Source organism: Psychromonas sp. SA13A, from assembly GCF_011378715.1.
In the GTDB taxonomy this organism is placed as follows: domain Bacteria; phylum Pseudomonadota; class Gammaproteobacteria; order Enterobacterales; family Psychromonadaceae; genus Psychromonas.
On sequence record NZ_WTKU01000004.1, the window covers coordinates 134,667 to 154,654 of the forward strand.

Consider the following 19,988-nt stretch of genomic DNA (forward strand, 5'->3'; position numbering starts at 1 on the left):
ATCAATCTATAACTTAATAATAACATTAATAAAAACATTAATAATAAAATAGATACTCTACTAGAATACTAATAAGATTTTAAAGGCGATTTGCAGATGCATATCGCCTTTTCTTTTTAATCGTTTTTTACATTTTTCCATTCATTAGCTCCCTTTATAACAACGCCACTGTATTAGCATCATAAGTACTACCTTCTTCTGTTTCTCTACAAAAACAGTTCAAAAACCCAACAAACCACACAAAAAACAAGCAAAGTTAACAAATTAAGCTTGATCATAAGTTTAAACACAAGTACTGTTGTTTCATACAGTGTTTATTTATACAGGTGAATCCAATGCTATCAAGATTAATTAAAACAACACAAGCTACTCCCTATTTATTACACGATTACGATCAACCCCCTTTAGCTTCAAGTTCATTCGTCAATGTGCAATACCAACAAAATGATTACCAAGCATTGCTAGAGCATATACAAAAAGGCAGTGATCAGGGCTGGATTTTATTTCTAGCGCCTCCAGGAAAACCTAACACTCAATTTTTCGAAAACGCAGGCATTGATAAAAGCAGAATGTTGATGATCGACGCGAATAAAGTTGCTGATAATTTATCACTATTATCAACATTACTTCAGAGTAACAATTACTGTACCGTGGTGACTTGGGTTAACGAACTATCAGAGCAAACACGATTAAGTATTCAAGCAGACGCTGAATTAACAAATACCAGTTGTTTTATTTACTGTAAACATTAAGCGTATAGCGTATAGCGTATTCAGCCTGTTTATACCCGTTACCATTCAATATACAAATATCAATAAGCGAAAGGATCAACGGGTAAAAGAAACTAAAGATCTACTAGTTTCGATATTACACACCAATTACAAAGTTCTAGCACTAAACTGGGTGCGAATATTTAAATACTATTAACTGGATACTAATAATTGAATTCTGGTGCCTACATTGATTAAAATCAGTTGTTGCGGATGATAGTTAGTTATAATTGCTGCAAACGAGTTACTAAAACTAGCCGCTAAAATGAACTAATAAAAATTGCTACGGCGATATTTGATCAGTGATACTTTGCCTATCACTTGTTAATAATAAACAATTAATTAGGAAGATAAAATGTATCCATACAGTGATAAAACTAAACAATTAATAAACCTGATCGGCAGCGGTGACACCGCCTATGTTCCTAAAGCAATTACCTGTGCTATTAAAACATTAGATCAAATTGCTAATGATACAGCCTTACCAGAAAAAACCAGAGAATCAGCGGCATTCGCAGCCGCTAACTTAGTACTTAGCGATTATGATGATGAGAATTAAGCTATAAAAATATAGCTAACTAGATATCTGTAAGCTAGATACCTGTAAACCAAATAAGCGGTAAACTAGATATTAGCTAATCTGAATGCAAATAAATTAGTTTTTTCAAGATAATATTCGATATAAAAAATTGACGCTCAATACTATTCAATATGCCAAATAGTCAAATAGTCAAATAGTCAAATAGTCAAATAGTCAAATAGTCAAACTAGAGTACAGATCTAATTTAGAATGGTAACGGGCATAGTAAAAAATGCCTAACAACCTGAGCACTCATGCCTGTTAAACACAGCATGTCAGTGTTTACTCAGCCTCAATAGCTTATTATTAGTCAATACTCTATTGTTACTCTGCCTTAACTCAATAATTAGCAGAATGCCAAAAACAAAAAAGAAGCCGAAGCTTCTTTTTAATAAGTAATCGAGCAACCTATTTTAGATTAACCAATATGCGTCAAACCACCCATGTAAGGCTGTAATACCGCAGGGATCTCAATACGGCCATCGGCACATTGATAGTTTTCTAAAACCGCTACCAAAGTACGTCCAACGGCTAAACCAGAACCATTAAGAGTATGTAGTAGTTCAGGCTTTTTAGCACCGGTACGACGGAATCTTGCTTGTAAACGACGCGCCTGGAAATCACCAACATTTGAACAAGATGAAATTTCACGGTAGGTATTTTGCGCTGGCAACCACACTTCTAAATCGTAAGTTTTAGTGGCGCTGAAACCCATGTCGCCAGTACACAATACAACCTTACGGTACGGCAATTCTAAATTCTTTAAAACTTGCTCAGCATGGCCTGTTAACTCTTCTAACGCATCAAAACTTTTTTCTGGATGGACTAACTGTACCATTTCAACTTTATCAAATTGGTGCTGGCGAATTAAACCACGAGTATCACGTCCATAAGAACCTGCTTCGCTGCGGAAACAAGGTGTATGTGCAGTCATTTTAATGGGTAAATCAGTTTCATCATAAATAACATCACGGCTCATATTTGTTAATGGCACTTCAGCTGTTGGAATTAATGACATGCCAATGCCTTCTTCAGTCGCTGGATTTGTGTTAAATAAATCATCGCCAAATTTTGGTAATTGCCCAGTTCCGTATAAGCTATCAGCATTTACTAGGTAAGGCACATACATCTCTGTATAACCATGTTCATTAGTGTGAAGATTAAGCATATATTGCGCTAAAGAACGGTGTAATTTTGCTATTTGGCCTTGCATCACAATAAAACGAGAACCCGAGATTTTAACCGCTGATTTAAAATCTAAGCCGCCTAATGCTTCTCCTAATTCAACATGATCTTTTACTTCGAAATCATATTGCTTAGGTGTACCCCAGGTTAACACTTCTACATTTTCACTTTCGTCTTTCCCGATCGGCGCAGAGTCGTGGGGTAAATTCGGGATCATGTCATAAATAGATTTAAGTTGATCACTGACCACAGAAAATTCTTCTTTTGCTTTTTCTAAAGCTTCACCTAATTCATTCATCGCTTCACGTAATGGTTTGATATCTTCACCACGTTTTGCCGCTTGACCAATCTCTTTTGAGCGCGTATTACGCTCTGATTGCAAGCTTTCAGTAGAGACTTGAAGTGATTTTCTTTTTTCTTCTAATTCACTAAGTAAACTAACCTCTAAATCAAAACCACGTTTTTTTAATAACTCAGCAGTTTGTTCGATATCATTACGTAAAAACTTTGCGTCTAGCATGTTATTTCCTAACCTTTTAAAACTAATAAAGTACCTAGATATGCTGCAAATAAGCATACCACTACATTTAATACCACATTTAATAGTGCCTTAAGTAACTCACCCTGTTGGATCAACAATAAGCTGTCCAATGAGAATGAGGAAAAAGTTGTTAATGCACCTAAAAAACCAACGCCAATTAATGGCCACCACGGCGTTGTAGAAATTGTTCCCTGTTGAACTAACTGAAATATATACCCCATTATCAGCGAGCCAATCACATTGACCGTAAGTGTAGCAAAAGGAAAACCTTTTCCAAAGAAACTAACTATGCCAATGCCAATTAAATAACGGAAAGTTGCGCCAAATGCACCACCAAAAGCCACGAAGCCGATATTCAGCAATAAATTATTCATAATAAACTTTTATCCATCTCTTATTTGTTAACAACTTACTGAGTGCAACAGCTATGCTTGTTCATTATTCGCCTTGCACTTATCAAACTTATTCACTTAAATCTGTTCCACATTAAATCAGTTCTAATTATGTCAGTTTCAGTCCGAGCCTTAACAAGGTCATTATTAATAACGCTGTTTTTCACTGCGTTGATCACAAGTTTTTAAATAGCGCAATTTTTCAGCAATTTTAATTTCTAGACCACGTTCAACAGGTTGGTAAAACTCAACGCCTTGTAAAGCTTCCGGTAAGTACACTTCACCGGCAGCATAAGCACCCACTTCGTCATGAGCATAACGATAACCTTCACCGTAATTTAATGATTTCATTAATTCAGTAGGCGCATTGCGTAAATGATGAGGAACCTCTAGATCGGGATAAGCTTCAACGGCTTGTTTAGCCTTAGCAAAAGCACTATAAACGGCATTACTTTTAGCAGCACAGGCGCAATAAACAGCCGCTTGTGCAATTGCTCTTTCCCCTTCTTTGGGGCCTATTCTGGTAAAGCAATCCCACGCAGACATTGCCACTTGCATTGCACGAGGATCAGCGTTGCCAATATCTTCAGAGGCAATAGCTAATAAACGTCGTGCTACGTATAAAGGGTCACAACCACCTGCTAACATGCGCGCATACCAATACAAAGCAGCATCGGGATCCGAGCCACGCACGGATTTGTGAAATGCAGAAATGAGATCGTAGAAAAGGTCACCTTGCTTATCAAAGCTAACGCCTTCTCTACCGGCTATTTCCATTAATAAACCAGTATCAATCAGCAATTTATCTTTTGTTTGTTGTCCCATATCAGCAAGCAACTCTAAATAATTGAGCGCCTTTCTTGCATCCCCTTGCACTAGTTGTGAAAGCTTATCTAATACTCCTTCAGCGAATACAATGTTATGCGCAGCAAGGCCGTGTTCAGCTTCGCAAGCTTGCTCAATCACTTCAATAATTTCTTGCTGTGATAATTTTTTTAACAGATAAACACGTGCACGAGACAACAATGCATTATTAAGTTCAAAGGATGGATTTTCTGTGGTTGCACCAATAAATAAAAATGTTCCGTCCTCAATATAAGGCAAAAAAGCATCTTGCTGACTTTTATTAAAACGATGTACTTCATCGACAAATAATAATGTACGTCGACCAGCGGATTGGTTTTGTTTTGCAATATCGATAGCAGCACGAATTTCTTTAATACCAGATGTAACTGCAGACAGCCGCTCCACATGGGCATCACAATATTCAGCAATTAACTCAGCCAAGGTGGTTTTACCGGTACCAGGTGGCCCCCATAAAATCATGGAATGAGCAAATCCAGCTTCTAAGGCTTTACGCAGCGGTTTATCTTTTGCAATGAGGTGGGATTGGCCAATGTACTGGTCAAAATTAGTTGGCCGCATTCGCGCGGCCAAGGGTTTGAATTGATTATCAATAGTAAATAAATCTTGCATTAGCGTTGATCATCTATCTCAATACCGTTCGGTATTTTAAATTCAAAAAAATCCTTTGCAAATGTACTGTTGTTTTTATTATTTGACAGGGTAAATACACTTTTTTGACCCTGTGATTCTTGTACAACAAATTCACTGATATTGTCGGCTTTATTAAAGATAAAAATGAATGTATTCGTTGATGCTTTTGGATCGCTACTTTTAACAATAAATTGTTGGTCTTTTTTAACCACATTAAATTGAGCCCATTGTGCAGAGTCTGCTCCTGATAACAAAGCAAAGGGTGTTCCTGCAATTGCATCTGAAAAATTCATGATAGTGACTTGCTCAATAAACGGGCTATATAACCACATATCTTGTCCATTTGAGACAATTAATTCTTCATCAGGTTGAGTCACTTGCCAATGGAAGTTACCTGGGCGTGCAATAGTTAATGTTCCCAAACTCTTTTGGATCACTTCCCCTTTTGGATTGATCACCTGTTGCACAAAGTCAGCATCAATAGTCGTAAATTTAGCCAGTTTTTGTTGTAATAGTTCGCTATCTGTTTGTGCTGAAGCAAGTTGAAACATAGAGCTAATCAGACATACGGTAATAAATAATATTTTTTTCATGTTAATCCTTAATAGGAGCTGGAGCTAGCACTTCACGATTACTATTAGCCCCTGACGGCGCACTAATCACACCTTGCGCTTGTAATTGATCAACAAGACGAGCCGAACGGTTATAACCAATACGGAATCGACGTTGAATACTTGAAATAGACACTTTACGTGTTTCAGTTATAAAATTAACCACCTCATCAAATAATGGGTCAATTTCATCCTCTCCTTCGGCTTGCTCACCCGGTAATAGCACATCTAAATCCGCATCTCCGGCTAGAATCTCTTGTACATAATTTGGTTGACCACGTTTTTTCCAGTCAGCAACTACTTTATGCACTTCATGGTCATCTACAAAAGCACCATGAACACGTGTTGGTACACCCACACCCGGTGGCATATATAACATATCACCATGACCTAATAAGGTTTCAGCACCTTGTTGACCTAGAATCGTTCGAGAGTCAATTTTACTCGACACCTGGAAAGCAATTCGCGTTGGAATGTTGGCTTTAATCAAACCAGTAATAACGTCAACTGATGGTCGTTGTGTTGCTAAAATTAAGTGTATACCTGCCGCACGTGCTTTTTGTGCAATACGCGTAATTAACTCTTCACATTTTTTGCCCACAATCATCATCATATCGGCAAACTCATCCACTACAACTACGATAGCAGGCAATTTTTCTAGTTCCGGTGCACTTTCTGCCATGCTATCACCAGGTTTCCATAATGGATCTAAAATAGGCTCACCTGCAGCTTTTGCTTTTCTAATCGCGGTATTATATCCCGCTAGGTTACGGACACCGATTTCAGCTAAAAGTTTATAGCGACGTTCCATTTCACCGACACACCAACGCAATGCATTAGCGGCATCTTTCATATCAGTAACAACTTCAGTTAATAAGTGAGGAATACCTTCATACACATTTAGCTCAAGCATTTTAGGGTCAATCAAGATCATGCGTAGATCTTCTGGAGAAGATTTATACAATAAACTGACTAACATACAGTTAACCCCAACCGATTTACCAGAACCCGTCGTACCCGCCACTAAAAGGTGTGGCATTTTAGCTAAGTCCACCACCACAGGTAAACCAGAAATATCTGCACCTAGTACCATAGTCAATGATGATTTACTTTCATTAAATTTAGTACAATCTAACACCTCAGATATATAAACAATTTCACGGTGTCGATTTGGCAGCTCCAATGCAATCACGGACTTACCTGGGATTTGATCTACCACACGCACACTCATTGCAGACAAAGCCCGCGCTAAATCTTTTTCTAAACTACTGACCGTACTGACTTTCATACCGGGTGCTAAATCCAGTTCAAAACGCGTGATCACAGGCCCAGGTAAAACATTCACTACATCCGCTTTAATTTTAAATTCAAGTAATTTTGCTTCAACTAAACGCGCAGCTATATCCAATTCTTGTTGGGAAATAGGATTAATCTTTTTATCAGGTCTATCTAGTAATTCAATACTTGGTAAAGGTGCGATATCTTTATCAACCACAAAGCGTTCCTGCGGACGTGCATGCTCTGGTAGATGAGAGAAATCAACTTTTGCCTTTGCCGGCATCTGCGATTGTTGCTTAGGTTGACTGGTTGATAATGGTTTACTGGCTAAAGGTGATTCACTTACTGCCTCTTGTTCCGAGAGGCGATCATCTTGCCAATCAATATTATCAATACTTAAATCTACTGACTCATGATCATTCTCATTTACAAAAGAAGTGCCCATAAACAAATTATTATCTTGTTCTATATCATTCTGAACACCTGAAAAATCAATATTTTCAACCTCTTCTTCATCTGTATCTCTCTCGCTAAGTGCCGCTAATTTTTTCTGCTCTTTGATAGCTTGCTTTTGTTGTTTTTTCTCTAACTTCTGTTGTTGTAATTGGTATTTTTCAGCTAACCGGTCTTGATCACCTTCTGAGCGCTGCTGTTTCATTTGTTTAATCGTCTCAGGTAAGTTTCCTAACCACTCAATGGCATTTAAAGTGTGCTCACCGATACCATCAATTAAACGTATCCAAGAAAATCCGAATAATAAGGTTGTTCCAGAGATTAAAAAAGTAAGCAAAATAAGGTTAACGGCCAATAAGCTAAAAAAGCCCAACATGCTCTGCGCTAGGATGTCTCCGATTAAACCGCCCGAAGGGTAATACAGATAATCATTGACGTTGAGTGCAATTAAGGCACTTAAGCTAAAGAAGGTAAAAATAAAACCGACAATACGTAAACTCAAATTTAAAAAGTCGACATCAAAATTAAACGTCGGCTTCCATAAAATAGCCCATGCAAAAGAGACAATAATAACGGGGATTAAATACGCTAAAAATCCAAAACCAAAGAATAAAATATCGGCAATCCAAGCGCCCACTCGGCCGCCAGAATTTTGAATTTCAGCTACCCATTGCTGCTGCGACCAACTTGGGTCTACCGGAGAAAAAGTAAATAAGGATAAAGTAATGAATATGGCGACAAATGCGCTAACAATGATCCCAACTTCTAATAATTTTTGCACCCCTGACAGGTGATTTAATAATTTGCTATTTGACAAGAAAATAACCCTAACTATAAAAAATGCTGAATGGCATATACGAAAAAAAATAAAACGACTTTAATCTAAAAAATTATCTGGTAATTGATCACGTAAACGTAGCCATATTTTACCGCTTGCAAAAGCAGATTCTCGCACTATTTGCATAATTTGCTGACCATCACCCTGTTCGAATACTGTTTTAATATCAGCATAAAAAGATAATGCGATTAACTTAGCTTCACTGTTAGAAAAATAAAAAGTACCCACTTTACGATACAAATCCTGTAATCCATTTAAGATCAGTACATAAATCATATTATTTGATGACACGGCAACATGGTGATAAAAGCGATAATCAAATTCAGTAAAGACCTCGCTGCTTGCATCTGCAGAGGGAATATCCTCTAAAAACTCAATCACACTCTGACTATTATGTTTGGCTGCCATTCTTAAAATAATGGTACTTATGTTGGTCCGTACAGACATTAGTTGGTCAATAAAATCGCCGCGATGTTCCTTATCTAAACGCGTTATTGTACTTAAAATATTAAGACCTGATGTTTCCCAGAAATCATTAACCTTAGTGGACTTACCATGACGGATGGTGATCCACCCTTCTTTTGATAAACGTTGCAGTACTTCGCGTAACGTAGTGCGTGTGACACCTATTTTATCCGCAAGCAATCTTTCTGCTGGTAACTCTGAATGGATCGGAATGGACCCATTCCAAATAGACTCAATTAAGTATTGTTCTGCAACGTCTGCAGGGCCTTTCGCTTTCATTATCATGGGTATTTTGACTTTCCAATATCGTATGGCGACATATTAACATATTCATTGTATTCGATGCTGACTGTTTAGAAAAACAGTATTAGCAAATAAGCAAATGTGATCTATATCACACTGACATTTATAACCTTATCATTTAACACAGTAATCCGCTGTTTATAATGAACTTTTAAGGAGTACAATGTCGCTCCGTGGATTGAAATATTCTATTAGGAGAAACCATTGAGCTCAAATTCCCTTTCACCCAATTTAAAAAACCTTTCATTGCGACGCTGGCCTTGGCTATTACTGGCATTTAGTGCATTGGCGCTAGAGTTGTCAGCCCTTTATTTTCAGCACGTGATGAAGCTTGAACCTTGTGTTATGTGCATTTATGAACGTATCACTATGTTAGCTATCATATTCGCGGGCCTAATTGGGGCTTCTGCACCAAGTTATTTATTAGTACGTTTAATCGCTTTTTCTGTTTGGGCTGTTGGATCAGTATGGGGATTGCTATTAGCAGTTGAACATGTAGATTATCAAATGAATCCATCACCTTTTGCTACCTGTGATTTTTTCCCTAATTTTCCAGAGTGGTTACCATTACATGAATTTATGCCTTGGTTATTTAACCCTACTGGTGATTGTTCAGATATAGTTTGGCAATTTATGGGTTACTCGATGCCGCAATGGTTGATATTGAGTTTTGCTATTTATGTTGTGATTTTCGTAGTGGTCGCAGTCACTGCTATTTTACCTGCAAAAGCATCAACCATTAAATAACGTTCTCTTTTTTTTGTAAGTAATGCGTTTCGTATAAGAGAGATAAAAAGTCATATAAGTGAAATAAAAAGATAATAGCACTTTAAAAGCAGCACCTGTTGTCACTTGTTAATGATCTACAAGTGACAACGAATGCTGTATATAATTATTTTAATAATGAATGATCTGCAGGCAAATTCTTCATTATCCACACCACTAATTTGTGACGAATATTGGCTGTGTTTTCATCGCCTTCATTTAATGGGTTAATTAGCTTATCTTGTACGAGTAATCGGTAAATACATTCTTGCTTATCTTTTGCAGAGGTTGTTTTATCAATTCCCACATAACCTCGTTTAAGGGCATAAGCGACGCCAAGCTTGGTGGCATGTTGTAATAACTGAGATTCATTTTTAATCTTTTTCATACTTATTCCTTTACTTACCGTAAACCAACCTTTCTTTATATTTAACACCGACAAACACTAATATAAAGTATCATTCACAAATAAAACTTCTATTTGTGAATGAGTTACAAGATTCTCATTAAATAATGTTATTAATCGGCTGTTTTACCTAATAACGTTAATATTGCAGCTTCATCTAAAATTTCAATCCCTAATTCCGTTGCTTTAGTTAATTTAGATCCAGCAGCGCTCCCTGCAACCAAAGTATTTGTTTTCTTGGACACACTACCAGCAACTTTAGCGCCTAATGCTTGTAAAGCCGCTTTAATATCATTGCGCGAAATAGCATCAAAGCTACCCGTAATAACGAAGGTTTTATCTAATAAAGATAACTCACTTTGATCAACTTCTTGTATCTTAGGCCAATGTACACCGGCTGCTAATAACTGCTCAACAACTGTTAAGTTATGTTCTTCGCGGAAAAAATAGTAAAGATGTTTAGCGACAATCTCTCCAACATCGCTAACACTTTTTAATGACTCAATACCTGCGGCAATGATAGCGGGTAAGGTTTTATAATGATTAGCCAAATTAGCGGCCGTTGCTTCTCCAACTTCACGAATGCCTAAGGAATATAAAAAACGCGCGAGTGTAGTTTTTTTGCTTAGTTGTAAACTATTTACTAGTTTCTTCGCCGAGGTTTCCCCCATTCGAGGCAAACTAGCCAGCTGTTGAGCGGTTAACGAAAAAAGCTGAGAAGGATCTTTGATCATATTATGGTCAACTAACAATTCCACTAATTTATCGCCCAACCCATCAATATCCAAGGCCTTACGAGAGGCAAAATGTTTAATCGCTTGTTTGCGTTGCGCTTCGCAGAATAAGCCCCCTGTACAACGTGTTACCGCTTCTCCCTCAATACGCTCAACATCACTGCCACAAACAGGACACGCTTCAGGAAAAATAATTTCTTGGGTTAACTCACTATTACGTTGTTCTAATACCACCCTTGCTACCTGCGGGATCACATCAGAATGTCATGTTCGTTTTTCCTCACATAGGCGTGATTATACACAAAAGAAATTAAAAACCTTATAAATCAAATAAAAGTAGACCAGCCTCAAGATAAAACGAAATATACCTATTTGCAAAAAAAAACAAGAAGGAAACCGTGATTAGCATCACGTTATTTTAAGCCAAATCAGCATATTGTTAAAAAGTTGTTGGCGATTAGGATCATTTTTACTATCAGTATTAAGACTCGATAAAAACATTACTGATAGGAAATATGATGAATTCACCTCAGAATGAAACTGTAAAACGTAATATTGAAAATAGAAAAAACCAAGTTTCTATTTTAATACCTCACAAAGAAATAGGAGAGTTATTTCTCAGTAATGTCCTTTTCTCGGTCAAATCCAATCCATATACCCTATGTTTATTATCTATGTGTATTGTTTTACTGAAATCAATCGATTTAACGCTAAGATTAAATGAGTATTCAAACCATTTAACTGTATTAGATTCTCTAAAGAACTATATTAATAATTTAGAGGTTGAAGAGACCAATTCACAAAGGATAATAACAAAAATTAAAATTGCTAAAGTGTTCTTTTTTACTTTATTTGATTATAAGTATTTCTTTAACAGCAATACGATAAACTGGGATGATGTGTCCGATTTATTTTTAATGACCCCTCAAGATAAAGCGAAGATTCACCATATATTACTTGAAAAGTTCTGTCCTAATACGCAATTTTATTCTTTCGTTAAAACATACTTATCTAGCAAAAAAATAGAAAAGAACTATTTAAGTATCTATGTCAAAGCTCTAAAAAATATTAATTGTATTAATGAAAGTTTTACTGATGAATCGATAAGGAACGGTTTGCTTAATTACAAAAGTGAATTAACGCTTAACAAAGAACAAACAACGACAGAATATCATTCATTCCAAAGAGCAAAAGAACTATTTACTGCATTACAACGTAACCAGATAATAAGCAAAAGCATCGTATTACCTAAAGGATTCGATAAACCCGCAAATTCAAATAAAACTAGAAAAAACAATCCAACAATCGCTTCTCTGTCTATTCATAATATGCATTCCAAGACAGAAATCATATCGAGTTCAGAATATATAATAAAATACCATGAGTCCTTAAAGAGAAACTTAGATATTTGCTTATCTACCGCAAGAAAAGTAGTAAAAAGTGCTTACAACATATTTTATCATACACAAATATCCATGCTTGATGACTCTCCTGAGAATAATCGTCTAAGGATAATAATAGAGAAATTTGATACCACATCTTCTCTCCTTGCTTCGAATTACAACATAACGCAATCGGATAAAGAATGTGGAATAACGCGAAGAAAACTATTACTTGCCAATGGTTTAACAGCAGAGATTTGTGCTGCTATGCAACTGATAATTATTGAAGAAGAAGGCGTAAACCCAACCTCTCTTTATAAAGCCTTAGTTAACCCTACTGGTAAAAAAACAGAGTATATAAGAGTTCTTTCAGACGGTTCTGTTGAATATAAAGTAATAAAATGGCGCCAACGAAAACTTCAAAATAGAACCTCTGAACTAGCAAATATGGCCTCTCCTGAAAAAATCAACTTGGAAGATATCAATGCTTCTTTTTGTTTTCAATATGCACTAAAAGCGCGAATTAAGCATTCTGAATATCTAAATAGCAATAGATTATGGTTATTTGAAGGTAATCATGGAATAAAAGAACTACCAAAATCCGCAGATCATAATTTTTCATTATTTTATTCTCGATATTTATCGGATGTAGAAGAGCTACCGAAAGTTACATTAATGAAGATTCGTTCATCTAAAGCAGTAGATATATATCTATCGACAAATGGTGACATAATTCAAGTTTGCCAATACCTTGGTAACAAGGTTAAAACAGCATTAGCAACATACATCCCTTTGTTCCTTCAAGAAGCTATTTATAGAAAAAAAATAAATAATTTTCAAGAAATGTACCTCATATTATCAACTGCAACCTTAGATGATAAATTACAAATTCTAGATATTTCAGAAAAAGACTATAAAAACCGAGTCCAAGCTATATTCGAAAATATAGATTTTGGAGGAGAGTTATTTGAATTAATGAAAAAGAAAGAGCCGAGTAGTTCCGGAAATTCTAATGAAGTGTTTTTTATTTGTTCTGAAAGTAATTTTATTTATGCCATAAACCTCATTAAAAACAGTAATTATTCATGTAAAGCTGATGAACGAGTAATAAATACTTGCAAAGATGCCTTAGCTAGAGCGGCCCGAGGCCCTATTGCAATTCAAAAAATGCTTAGAAATGCTAAAAGGACTTTAGGTCAGGATATTGATAATGCTTAATAAATCAGAAAAAAACAATGAAGAACATAAAGTTCTAGGCACTGAAGAGTCTGAAAATTATACTTGGTTAATAGAATCAACTCCTAATTATTGGACCGTAAAGAATGAATCGAATGCCCAAACGGGTACTACAAAAATGTATTTCAACAAACCCATTGCTCCTGGCTGCTTGCTAACCAATGATAATTTCCTCTTATTAAAAAAAGATCTAGAAAGAACTTATAAGTTTATCGTTGAGCAAGGTTACATTAAAAAAAGCAGACAACTAGTTCAATCACATTATTATATAATAAATTTCATTTATTATATAAATGAAAAACGCTCTCTTGAAAAACAACCTGCAATTCTTGGTATGGCGCAATTAACACAAAATGATGTTATTAACTATATCAAAACTTATGCTCCAACAATTGAACTGACATCAGCAGTTGTGGCTGAAGTTACAAACCCAAATTTTTTAGGAACAAAAAAAAATTGGGAGAAACTCCGTCGAAAACTAAGTCTTACTAAACAAGACCTTGCACTACTTAAGTCACGCATATCAAATAGCAAAAATAAAGCCTTATATATATCAAAAACAACTACTAAAAGAGAGTTTGCAGATGCAAATAAAACAAGAGGTATTGAAGAACTTCATCTGCCAAACAGCAAGACTGTCGATAATGTTATTTATTACATTGAACTATTATTTAAAGCATCTGTTATTCAAGAATCAAAATTTTCATTCTCTCCATTGTCTATGTTCAATGATGGAACGCTATTGTTCAAAATTTTTCAATCATTCAGAAAAACAGCAATAATTCCTTTAGACACAGCATTTCATTTAATCGCTAAAGCAGCTGAATTCAATTCAGTTTACGCGAAACCATTATTAGAATATTTAAAAGAAGTTGACGGGTATTTTTTGAAACATTCAACATTGTTGTCAAACAGCCGATTAAATAATGATAGTAAAAATAAAATAATACAGGATGCGGTGAAATTACCCATTGAACTAATTCCTTTAAATATTAAAAAACTTGGATTTCGTTATGATAACGACGATTTTAAAGATGAATTTAATAGAAATGGCATGACATTAATCACAGCTATACAGCTATGTTTTGCTTCTATTTTCATTCTCTCAACGTCCTTTCTTGCTACAAGAAAAGCATCTATCGAATTATTAAAGAAAAACTCCTTTGTGACATCAGAAATGGATGACTCTTACGAGATATTTTTCGAACAAATGAAAACTTTAAATTCACAAGTATCACAAACCATTAGCAGGCCAATTCCCGAAAGAGTCTATGATTGGGGAATTCAAGCGGTAGAGCTATCTCTTTATCTAGATAGCAGACGAGGTTTAAACCTACCAGAAAGCGATTCATTCTTATTTACAGAGAACATGGTCATATTTGGTTTCTTTTCTACTGACAATAATAATTCAAAAGGCAGCATTTCTAAAGGAGTAGGAAAAGACTTCATCCAAACACTTCTAGATATTTTTTCTGATTGGTGTGAAACCCCGCTATCTTCAGATGAGCGCTGGTACTGTACACCACATCAACTTAGAAGAATATTTGCAGTCTTGTATTTCAATTTAACTAATGAATGTGGTATTGAGGAATTAGCATGGATGCTTGGACAAGACTCTTTAAAGGTCACTTTTTCGTATGCAGAAGTGTCTCCTGACGAACATTGGTTAGACCTTGCAAAAGTACATCTAGTTAATCAAGCAAATGCTTTACTGTCATCAATTGAGACGGATCGTGAATTAAAAGAAATAATTGATACGTCCAAAAAAACTTCAATAAAACTTAACTTGCAACTTGAAGACGTTGTATATGAAGCTATTAATAAAAGAATTGCGGATACTGGTGAAGAAGTTCATTTTAAAAAGTTAGCAAACAACAATATCTATTTTTATTTCAGTGAAGGAAATTTAAATGGCTAAATATATTAAAGGTGAAACCTCTTCGGAAGTCATCGAAAATAAAGAAAAAATAACGAATAGCATAATTAATAAGACTAAAATTCTTAATCAGTCAATTAAGGATAAAGTTCTGCCTTATGGTCTATCGTTGAATAAATATAATAATGTAACACTAGGAAATGTCTGCAAATGGGAATGCGAAGAACTTTATGTCTATAAGTACGCTTATACTACAGGTAATTCATCTACAAACTCTGATTACACAGAAGATCTTAAAAAAGCTATTATGAATATAAATCAGGCAATAGTAAAAAATGAAATTAACGATCAAAGTAAATTAGAATCAAATGAACAACCTTCTCGTAAAGAAACTAAAAAAAGCTTAAAGGCTAAAAATTTAAGACTAAGTATTGAGTTACAGGAAGTAAAAAATAATGTAGTCGAAGTCTACAGAGGCTACTGCCAATTAAAACAATTCATTGAAAATAATGACTTTGATAATGACACCTACCATAAGCTACTGAGAAAACAATCATCTATTATTAATAAAAAAAGATTAAAGGTTATCAAATGAGAAAGGTCCATAGAGCTAAGAAAGCAGATCTTTCACTTATAGAGATAACCTGCCCCATTATTGACTCAGAATATCCATTTATAACCAATAAAGATGGTTCCTTCGATTGGTTAGCCAATGAATTTATGATGGAATACTCTGGTGGAGTAAATATTTATGGTATTAAGCCTGTTTGTTCAACAATTGTTGCTAAATCCAGAAGCCTAACTAGATTTTTAAATTACATTGAAAGCAAAGCTGAAACGCCAATACTTTTAACAAAAATTGAAGATACAACAATTTTTAACTATGTTAAATATTTGCAAAAATACTACCCGAACGATGAGGCTACAATAAAAAAACATGTTCGTTCTGCATTACAATATTTAATATTTGTCCAAGAAAAACACAAAGAACTTTTTCTCATTACATCTGAGGAAAAATCAGATAAAAAGTATCAGGTCCATATAAAATTTGTAAAGTATTCTACTCCGACATATATAAATGAGTATATTGAACATGACTCTATTAAATATTTAGGAACATATGATGCAGATGTTGAAATGGTATCCGACGACCAACTTTTTCATTGGTTAGATGCCATACATTGTACAAAAGAGCACCCAAATCCTAGTGAAGGGATAATTTTACGCTGGGAGGCAATAACTTACCTTTTAGATGCAACAGGTTCTAGAATCAACGAACTCTATGACATAAGTAGAGAAAGCATAAAAAGCATTTACAGCCCCCTTAAGGATGCTGATGAATATACTAAATTGGAAAATATACCAATTCTCAAAGGGAAATATAAAGGCAAATGTAGAGCTGTAGAAATTCCAAATGCTACGATTCAAATATTAATGTCATACATTAATTTCATAGAAGAAGAATTTCCAGAAATGAAACATGATAAATTATTCGTAAATATTAAGAACGGTAAACCTTTAAAAAGAAATTACCTTAAAAATTATACCGCGAACGTAGTTAATAAATCTAAATACAGTGTTTTATTAAAAAATATTTCCAATCATTCATTTCGTCACCGCTTTATTACACTAAATGTTGCAGAAAAATTAGTACAAATTGCAAAATTAGGAATAATGACAAATATGTTAAGTGTTGCAATGAATGCAACGCGAAAACTCACAATGCATGCATCAAATGATACACTAAGTACTTATGTGCAATTAGCAACGGAATATAATTCCAAGAAATATAGTATTCCACTTGGTATAAATTCGCCTCATAGGTTGGTTTTAACGAGGGTAGTAAATCTAGTAAAAAGTTACCAGCAAGGAATGATTGATAGTGATCTGTTTGCTCAAGATGTTTCTAAAATCATCGATAAAACTTTTAGCTAAAGAGTCACACCTTTAAAGGGTTTAATACCTTAAATCTATAAGGTTAGTGAAAATCACATCGATCTTTTTTCAACCGCTAATAACAATTCCAAAATATAATTCAGAATTCAAATTTCTATAAGCTAAATATGTAATTCTAATTATCAATGGTGAATTCAATACTCGGCAACAACTCCGCCGGAAGGCACTCCATTGCATGAGCAATTCTGCATAGTTTTTCAACCGATGTAGATACAGATCCTTTTTCAATTCTACTCATATAACTAGGAGTAAGATCTGCTCTTAAAGCGACTTCTTGTTGTGTAAACCCCTTTTTAACCCTGATAATTTTTATCTGCGTACCTAAAACTTTTGCAAAATCATCCATTTATACAAGACTCTCAGAAAAGGGAAATGATCTCATATAAAAGAAATCACCACGATACCATATATGGAAAGAACTTTTCATATATGGTAAATTCGTGTTATATTTGTTAACTTAACTTATCTTTTTTGTTTAATGTGTAGGAATAAAATTGTGGTATTCGACCAATACATAGGAAAGATATTATCCTTCCCGAATATGGATCATTTTTCTGCTGTTGAAATACGAACAGCATATCTAGTACTGAAAAATGATGAAGATACGGATAAATCAGATGCACGCCGGTTTGTTTATTCAGAATTATTAAAGTTGGTGAATCTGGGTTGGTTAAAAAAATTAGTATCAACTAAAAAAGGTATCACGAGCTACGTTAAAACTGACTTATTTGATGTCGAGTTATTAAATATACAAACCAAATACGTTGCAGTTGATAAGGCTGAATCAGTAAATACGAAAAATGCTAATACTGTTTCTGATGATTTATCGAATCGTTTAAATGGTTATAAATCCGATTTACTAGAGGGGTTAGGGGAAGCTGAAGAATATAAGAACTTACGAAATGAGTTCCCTAAAATGCACGATTCATTATTAGAAAAATATAATGTAGTAAGAGAAAGAAACGCTCGCTTGTTAGGCAAAATAAAAGCCATCGAAATTTTAATTAAGCAACAAAAATAGAGCTACCTATATGAAGTTAAGAACATGGCAACAAGAGTGTATTACTCTAGCCTTAAAGAAATTTAAATCTGGTGGTAAACACTTTTTGGGATTAGCAACGCCTGGGGCGGGTAAAACATTTATGGCTTCATCTCTAGGTGAAACATTGTATAGCAATAATGAAATTGACTTAGTTATTTGCTTTTCGCCCAGTAGTATTGTAGCCAATGACTTTAAAGAGTCATTATCAACTAAATTCCTTGCATGTTTTGAGGGTAAAATAGGATCTATTGGGCAGTCATTAACCTACCAACATATGCAATTTCTAGATAATGATTTCTGGTCTTTATTTAAACGTTTTCGTGTGTTTGTTATTTTTGATGAAATTCATCATTGCAAGGGATCTTGTGTTGACGATGCTAATTCTTGGGGTGAACAAATAATTCTAAATATTCAAGATAAAGCAAAATATTCAATAGCACTGACAGGTACTCCATGGCGTTCTGATGCTGCTCCAATTGTATTATCCCAATACTGCGGGATTACGAATGAAATTGAATGTGATTACATCTATGGACTGGAGAGTGCAATAACTGATAATGTTTGTCGCATCCCCCAAATTATAGCAATAGATAATGACAAGATATCAGTAACAGAAAATGAAGACAAAGTGCATTTCACTAGCTTCCTTGATTTGTTATCCACTTCAATCCTCCCATACTCTGACATTATTAAAAATGAAAAAGTCATTGAGCATGTCATTTCCAGTGCAAATAGAAAGTTAGACGAATTAAGATTGGAAAACCCTGACGCCGGGGGGCTAATAGTTGCCTCTTCTGTACTACATGCCAAACAAATACAAGGCATATTAGCGAATAATTTTAATCAAAATGCAGTTGTTGTTACTTACCGAGAAACTGAATCAGTAGATCTTATAAAACAGTATCGTAGTAGTAGCGAAAGGTGGATTATCAGTGTTGGCATGATTAGCGAAGGAACTAACATTCCGAGGCTTCAAGTCTGTTGCCACCTAACCAATATCAAAACTGAAATGCATTATCGACAAATACTGGGGCGTATATTGCGAATTACAAGTTCTGCTAATCAAGAAGCTGTCATGTATATGCCGGCTGAGCCTAAACTTGTTGAATTTGCAAATCGTGTTGGAGAAGACGTGTCAGCGGAGGCCGGAATTGTGAGATTTGAAAAAATGCATGTTAGCCTAGATGGTGAATCACCTGATGACAATTGCAATGAAGCATCACTGGAGGACAACAAAGTTAAACATACAACATTTTTTGAAGTTAATGATTTTACAGCTTCACTTGATTCAATTCAGCATCAAGAACATAAAAACCCGCTTACTCAATCTTATGACAAAATGGTAAATATATTTGGTCGCTTTAAGCTGGAAACAATCGAATTGAATTTATTTAACATTAAAAATTAATGTTAAATCTGCTTAAGTGGTGTAAGAATCATCTCTAATTTATATTAGACTAAAGTTATATAGTGTAGCCAATAACCTAAAATCGGAGTTAATATGAATCATATTAAAATCACTTTTAAAATCCGCTAATTATGCATTGATGATATTACTGCAAAGTTAAAAGACGATGAATTTATTGTTATTGATCCTATTGCATCGGAAACATATGTTTATGACTATAATAGTGATGGTCATTTTGAAAAGAACATGTTTTTCTTGCAGAAAATGTAG

The 19,988-nt window shown here is 34.8% G+C and carries 17 protein-coding genes and 1 pseudogene; 9 read left to right on the forward strand and 9 right to left on the reverse strand.

The window, feature by feature from the left end:
• The first annotated feature begins 335 nt into the window (after positions 1 to 335).
• Together GQR44_RS05930 and GQR44_RS05935 are read left to right on the forward strand one after the other, a co-directional pair.
• Entirely contained in the window at positions 336 to 752 is a 417-nt protein-coding gene (locus GQR44_RS05930) for a SulA-like leucine-rich domain-containing protein (RefSeq protein ID WP_166370260.1), read from the forward strand.
• Positions 753 to 1,125: 373 nt separating this feature from the next.
• Entirely contained in the window at positions 1,126 to 1,329 is a 204-nt protein-coding gene (locus GQR44_RS05935; protein WP_166370262.1) for a YaeP family protein, read from the forward strand.
• A gap of 439 nt (positions 1,330 to 1,768) precedes the next feature.
• Here the strand turns inward: GQR44_RS05935 and serS are convergent, their stop codons facing one another.
• The 6 genes from serS to fadR form a co-directional block, all read right to left on the reverse strand.
• The gene (gene serS, locus GQR44_RS05940; RefSeq protein ID WP_028869924.1) at positions 1,769 to 3,055 is read right to left on the reverse strand and encodes a serine--tRNA ligase; all 1,287 of its coding nucleotides are present in this window, start codon (positions 3,053 to 3,055) and stop codon (positions 1,769 to 1,771) included.
• Between the two features lie 8 nt (positions 3,056 to 3,063).
• Entirely contained in the window at positions 3,064 to 3,450 is a 387-nt protein-coding gene (gene crcB / locus GQR44_RS05945; RefSeq protein ID WP_166370264.1) for a fluoride efflux transporter CrcB, read from the reverse strand.
• A gap of 165 nt (positions 3,451 to 3,615) precedes the next feature.
• The gene (locus GQR44_RS05950) at positions 3,616 to 4,944 is read right to left on the reverse strand and encodes a replication-associated recombination protein A (RefSeq protein ID WP_166370266.1); all 1,329 of its coding nucleotides are present in this window, start codon (positions 4,942 to 4,944) and stop codon (positions 3,616 to 3,618) included.
• On the reverse strand, positions 4,944 to 5,558 hold the full coding sequence (gene lolA, locus GQR44_RS05955; protein WP_166370268.1) for an outer membrane lipoprotein chaperone LolA: 615 nt from the start codon (positions 5,556 to 5,558) through the stop codon (positions 4,944 to 4,946). Before lolA ends, GQR44_RS05950 begins: the two co-directional genes overlap by 1 nt.
• Before the next feature lies 1 nt (position 5,559).
• Entirely contained in the window at positions 5,560 to 8,124 is a 2,565-nt protein-coding gene (locus GQR44_RS05960) for a DNA translocase FtsK (RefSeq protein WP_166370270.1), read from the reverse strand.
• Between the two features lie 60 nt (positions 8,125 to 8,184).
• Positions 8,185 to 8,895: a fatty acid metabolism transcriptional regulator FadR gene (gene fadR, locus GQR44_RS05965; RefSeq protein ID WP_166370272.1), complete on the reverse strand. Its 711-nt coding sequence runs from the start codon at positions 8,893 to 8,895 to the stop codon at positions 8,185 to 8,187.
• Positions 8,896 to 9,117: 222 nt separating this feature from the next.
• Between fadR and dsbB the strand changes: the two genes are divergently transcribed.
• Positions 9,118 to 9,660, forward strand: a complete 543-nt coding sequence (dsbB, locus tag GQR44_RS05970) for a disulfide bond formation protein DsbB (protein WP_166370274.1) — start codon at positions 9,118 to 9,120, stop codon at positions 9,658 to 9,660.
• A gap of 145 nt (positions 9,661 to 9,805) precedes the next feature.
• Here dsbB and GQR44_RS05975 read toward each other — a convergent pair whose 3' ends face one another.
• Positions 9,806 to 10,066, reverse strand: coding sequence for a DUF5062 family protein (locus GQR44_RS05975; protein ID WP_166370276.1), 261 nt, complete (start codon positions 10,064 to 10,066; stop codon positions 9,806 to 9,808).
• Positions 10,067 to 10,197: 131 nt separating this feature from the next.
• Positions 10,198 to 11,076, reverse strand: a pseudogene (locus tag GQR44_RS05980) (helix-hairpin-helix domain-containing protein); the annotation flags it as partial.
• 260 nt (positions 11,077 to 11,336) lie between these two features.
• On the opposite strand from GQR44_RS05980, the gene GQR44_RS05985 reads away from it, so the two are divergent.
• The 4 genes from GQR44_RS05985 to GQR44_RS06000 are packed head-to-tail and all read left to right on the forward strand — an operon-like array spanning position 11,337 to position 17,247.
• Positions 11,337 to 13,418, forward strand: a complete 2,082-nt coding sequence (locus GQR44_RS05985; RefSeq protein WP_166370280.1) for a hypothetical protein — start codon at positions 11,337 to 11,339, stop codon at positions 13,416 to 13,418.
• Positions 13,411 to 15,354, forward strand: a complete 1,944-nt coding sequence (locus tag GQR44_RS05990) for a hypothetical protein (RefSeq protein ID WP_166370282.1) — start codon at positions 13,411 to 13,413, stop codon at positions 15,352 to 15,354. Before GQR44_RS05985 ends, GQR44_RS05990 begins: the two co-directional genes overlap by 8 nt.
• Positions 15,347 to 15,907, forward strand: coding sequence for a hypothetical protein (locus GQR44_RS05995; RefSeq protein ID WP_166370284.1), 561 nt, complete (start codon positions 15,347 to 15,349; stop codon positions 15,905 to 15,907). The genes GQR44_RS05990 and GQR44_RS05995 overlap by 8 nt, the downstream gene beginning before the upstream one ends.
• The gene (locus GQR44_RS06000; RefSeq protein ID WP_166370286.1) at positions 15,904 to 17,247 is read left to right on the forward strand and encodes a site-specific integrase; all 1,344 of its coding nucleotides are present in this window, start codon (positions 15,904 to 15,906) and stop codon (positions 17,245 to 17,247) included. Before GQR44_RS05995 ends, GQR44_RS06000 begins: the two co-directional genes overlap by 4 nt.
• Before the next feature lie 136 nt (positions 17,248 to 17,383).
• Here the strand turns inward: GQR44_RS06000 and GQR44_RS06005 are convergent, their stop codons facing one another.
• A complete protein-coding gene (locus tag GQR44_RS06005) occupies positions 17,384 to 17,614 on the reverse strand; it encodes a helix-turn-helix transcriptional regulator (protein ID WP_166370288.1) in 231 nt (76 codons plus the stop codon).
• A gap of 150 nt (positions 17,615 to 17,764) precedes the next feature.
• Between GQR44_RS06005 and GQR44_RS06010 the strand changes: the two genes are divergently transcribed.
• Entirely contained in the window at positions 17,765 to 18,289 is a 525-nt protein-coding gene (locus GQR44_RS06010) for a hypothetical protein (RefSeq protein WP_166370290.1), read from the forward strand.
• Between the two features lie 10 nt (positions 18,290 to 18,299).
• The gene (locus GQR44_RS06015; RefSeq protein WP_166370292.1) at positions 18,300 to 19,718 is read left to right on the forward strand and encodes a DEAD/DEAH box helicase family protein; all 1,419 of its coding nucleotides are present in this window, start codon (positions 18,300 to 18,302) and stop codon (positions 19,716 to 19,718) included.
• Positions 19,719 to 19,988: the final 270 nt, after the last annotated feature.

Coding starts and splice junctions, on each gene's coding strand:
- lolA (WP_166370268.1), bottom strand. CDS start 5,558: ATGAAAAAAATATTATTTATTACCGTATGTCTGATTAGCTCTATGTTT.
- GQR44_RS06005 (WP_166370288.1), bottom strand. CDS start 17,614: ATGGATGATTTTGCAAAAGTTTTAGGTACGCAGATAAAAATTATCAGG.
- GQR44_RS05985 (WP_166370280.1), top strand. CDS start 11,337: ATGAATTCACCTCAGAATGAAACTGTAAAACGTAATATTGAAAATAGA.
- GQR44_RS06015 (WP_166370292.1), top strand. CDS start 18,300: ATGAAGTTAAGAACATGGCAACAAGAGTGTATTACTCTAGCCTTAAAG.
- GQR44_RS06000 (WP_166370286.1), top strand. CDS start 15,904: ATGAGAAAGGTCCATAGAGCTAAGAAAGCAGATCTTTCACTTATAGAG.
- GQR44_RS05935 (WP_166370262.1), top strand. CDS start 1,126: ATGTATCCATACAGTGATAAAACTAAACAATTAATAAACCTGATCGGC.
- serS (WP_028869924.1), bottom strand. CDS start 3,055: ATGCTAGACGCAAAGTTTTTACGTAATGATATCGAACAAACTGCTGAG.
- crcB (WP_166370264.1), bottom strand. CDS start 3,450: ATGAATAATTTATTGCTGAATATCGGCTTCGTGGCTTTTGGTGGTGCA.
- GQR44_RS05930 (WP_166370260.1), top strand. CDS start 336: ATGCTATCAAGATTAATTAAAACAACACAAGCTACTCCCTATTTATTA.
- GQR44_RS05950 (WP_166370266.1), bottom strand. CDS start 4,944: ATGCAAGATTTATTTACTATTGATAATCAATTCAAACCCTTGGCCGCG.
- GQR44_RS05995 (WP_166370284.1), top strand. CDS start 15,347: ATGGCTAAATATATTAAAGGTGAAACCTCTTCGGAAGTCATCGAAAAT.
- GQR44_RS05975 (WP_166370276.1), bottom strand. CDS start 10,066: ATGAAAAAGATTAAAAATGAATCTCAGTTATTACAACATGCCACCAAG.
- fadR (WP_166370272.1), bottom strand. CDS start 8,895: ATGATAATGAAAGCGAAAGGCCCTGCAGACGTTGCAGAACAATACTTA.
- GQR44_RS05990 (WP_166370282.1), top strand. CDS start 13,411: ATGCTTAATAAATCAGAAAAAAACAATGAAGAACATAAAGTTCTAGGC.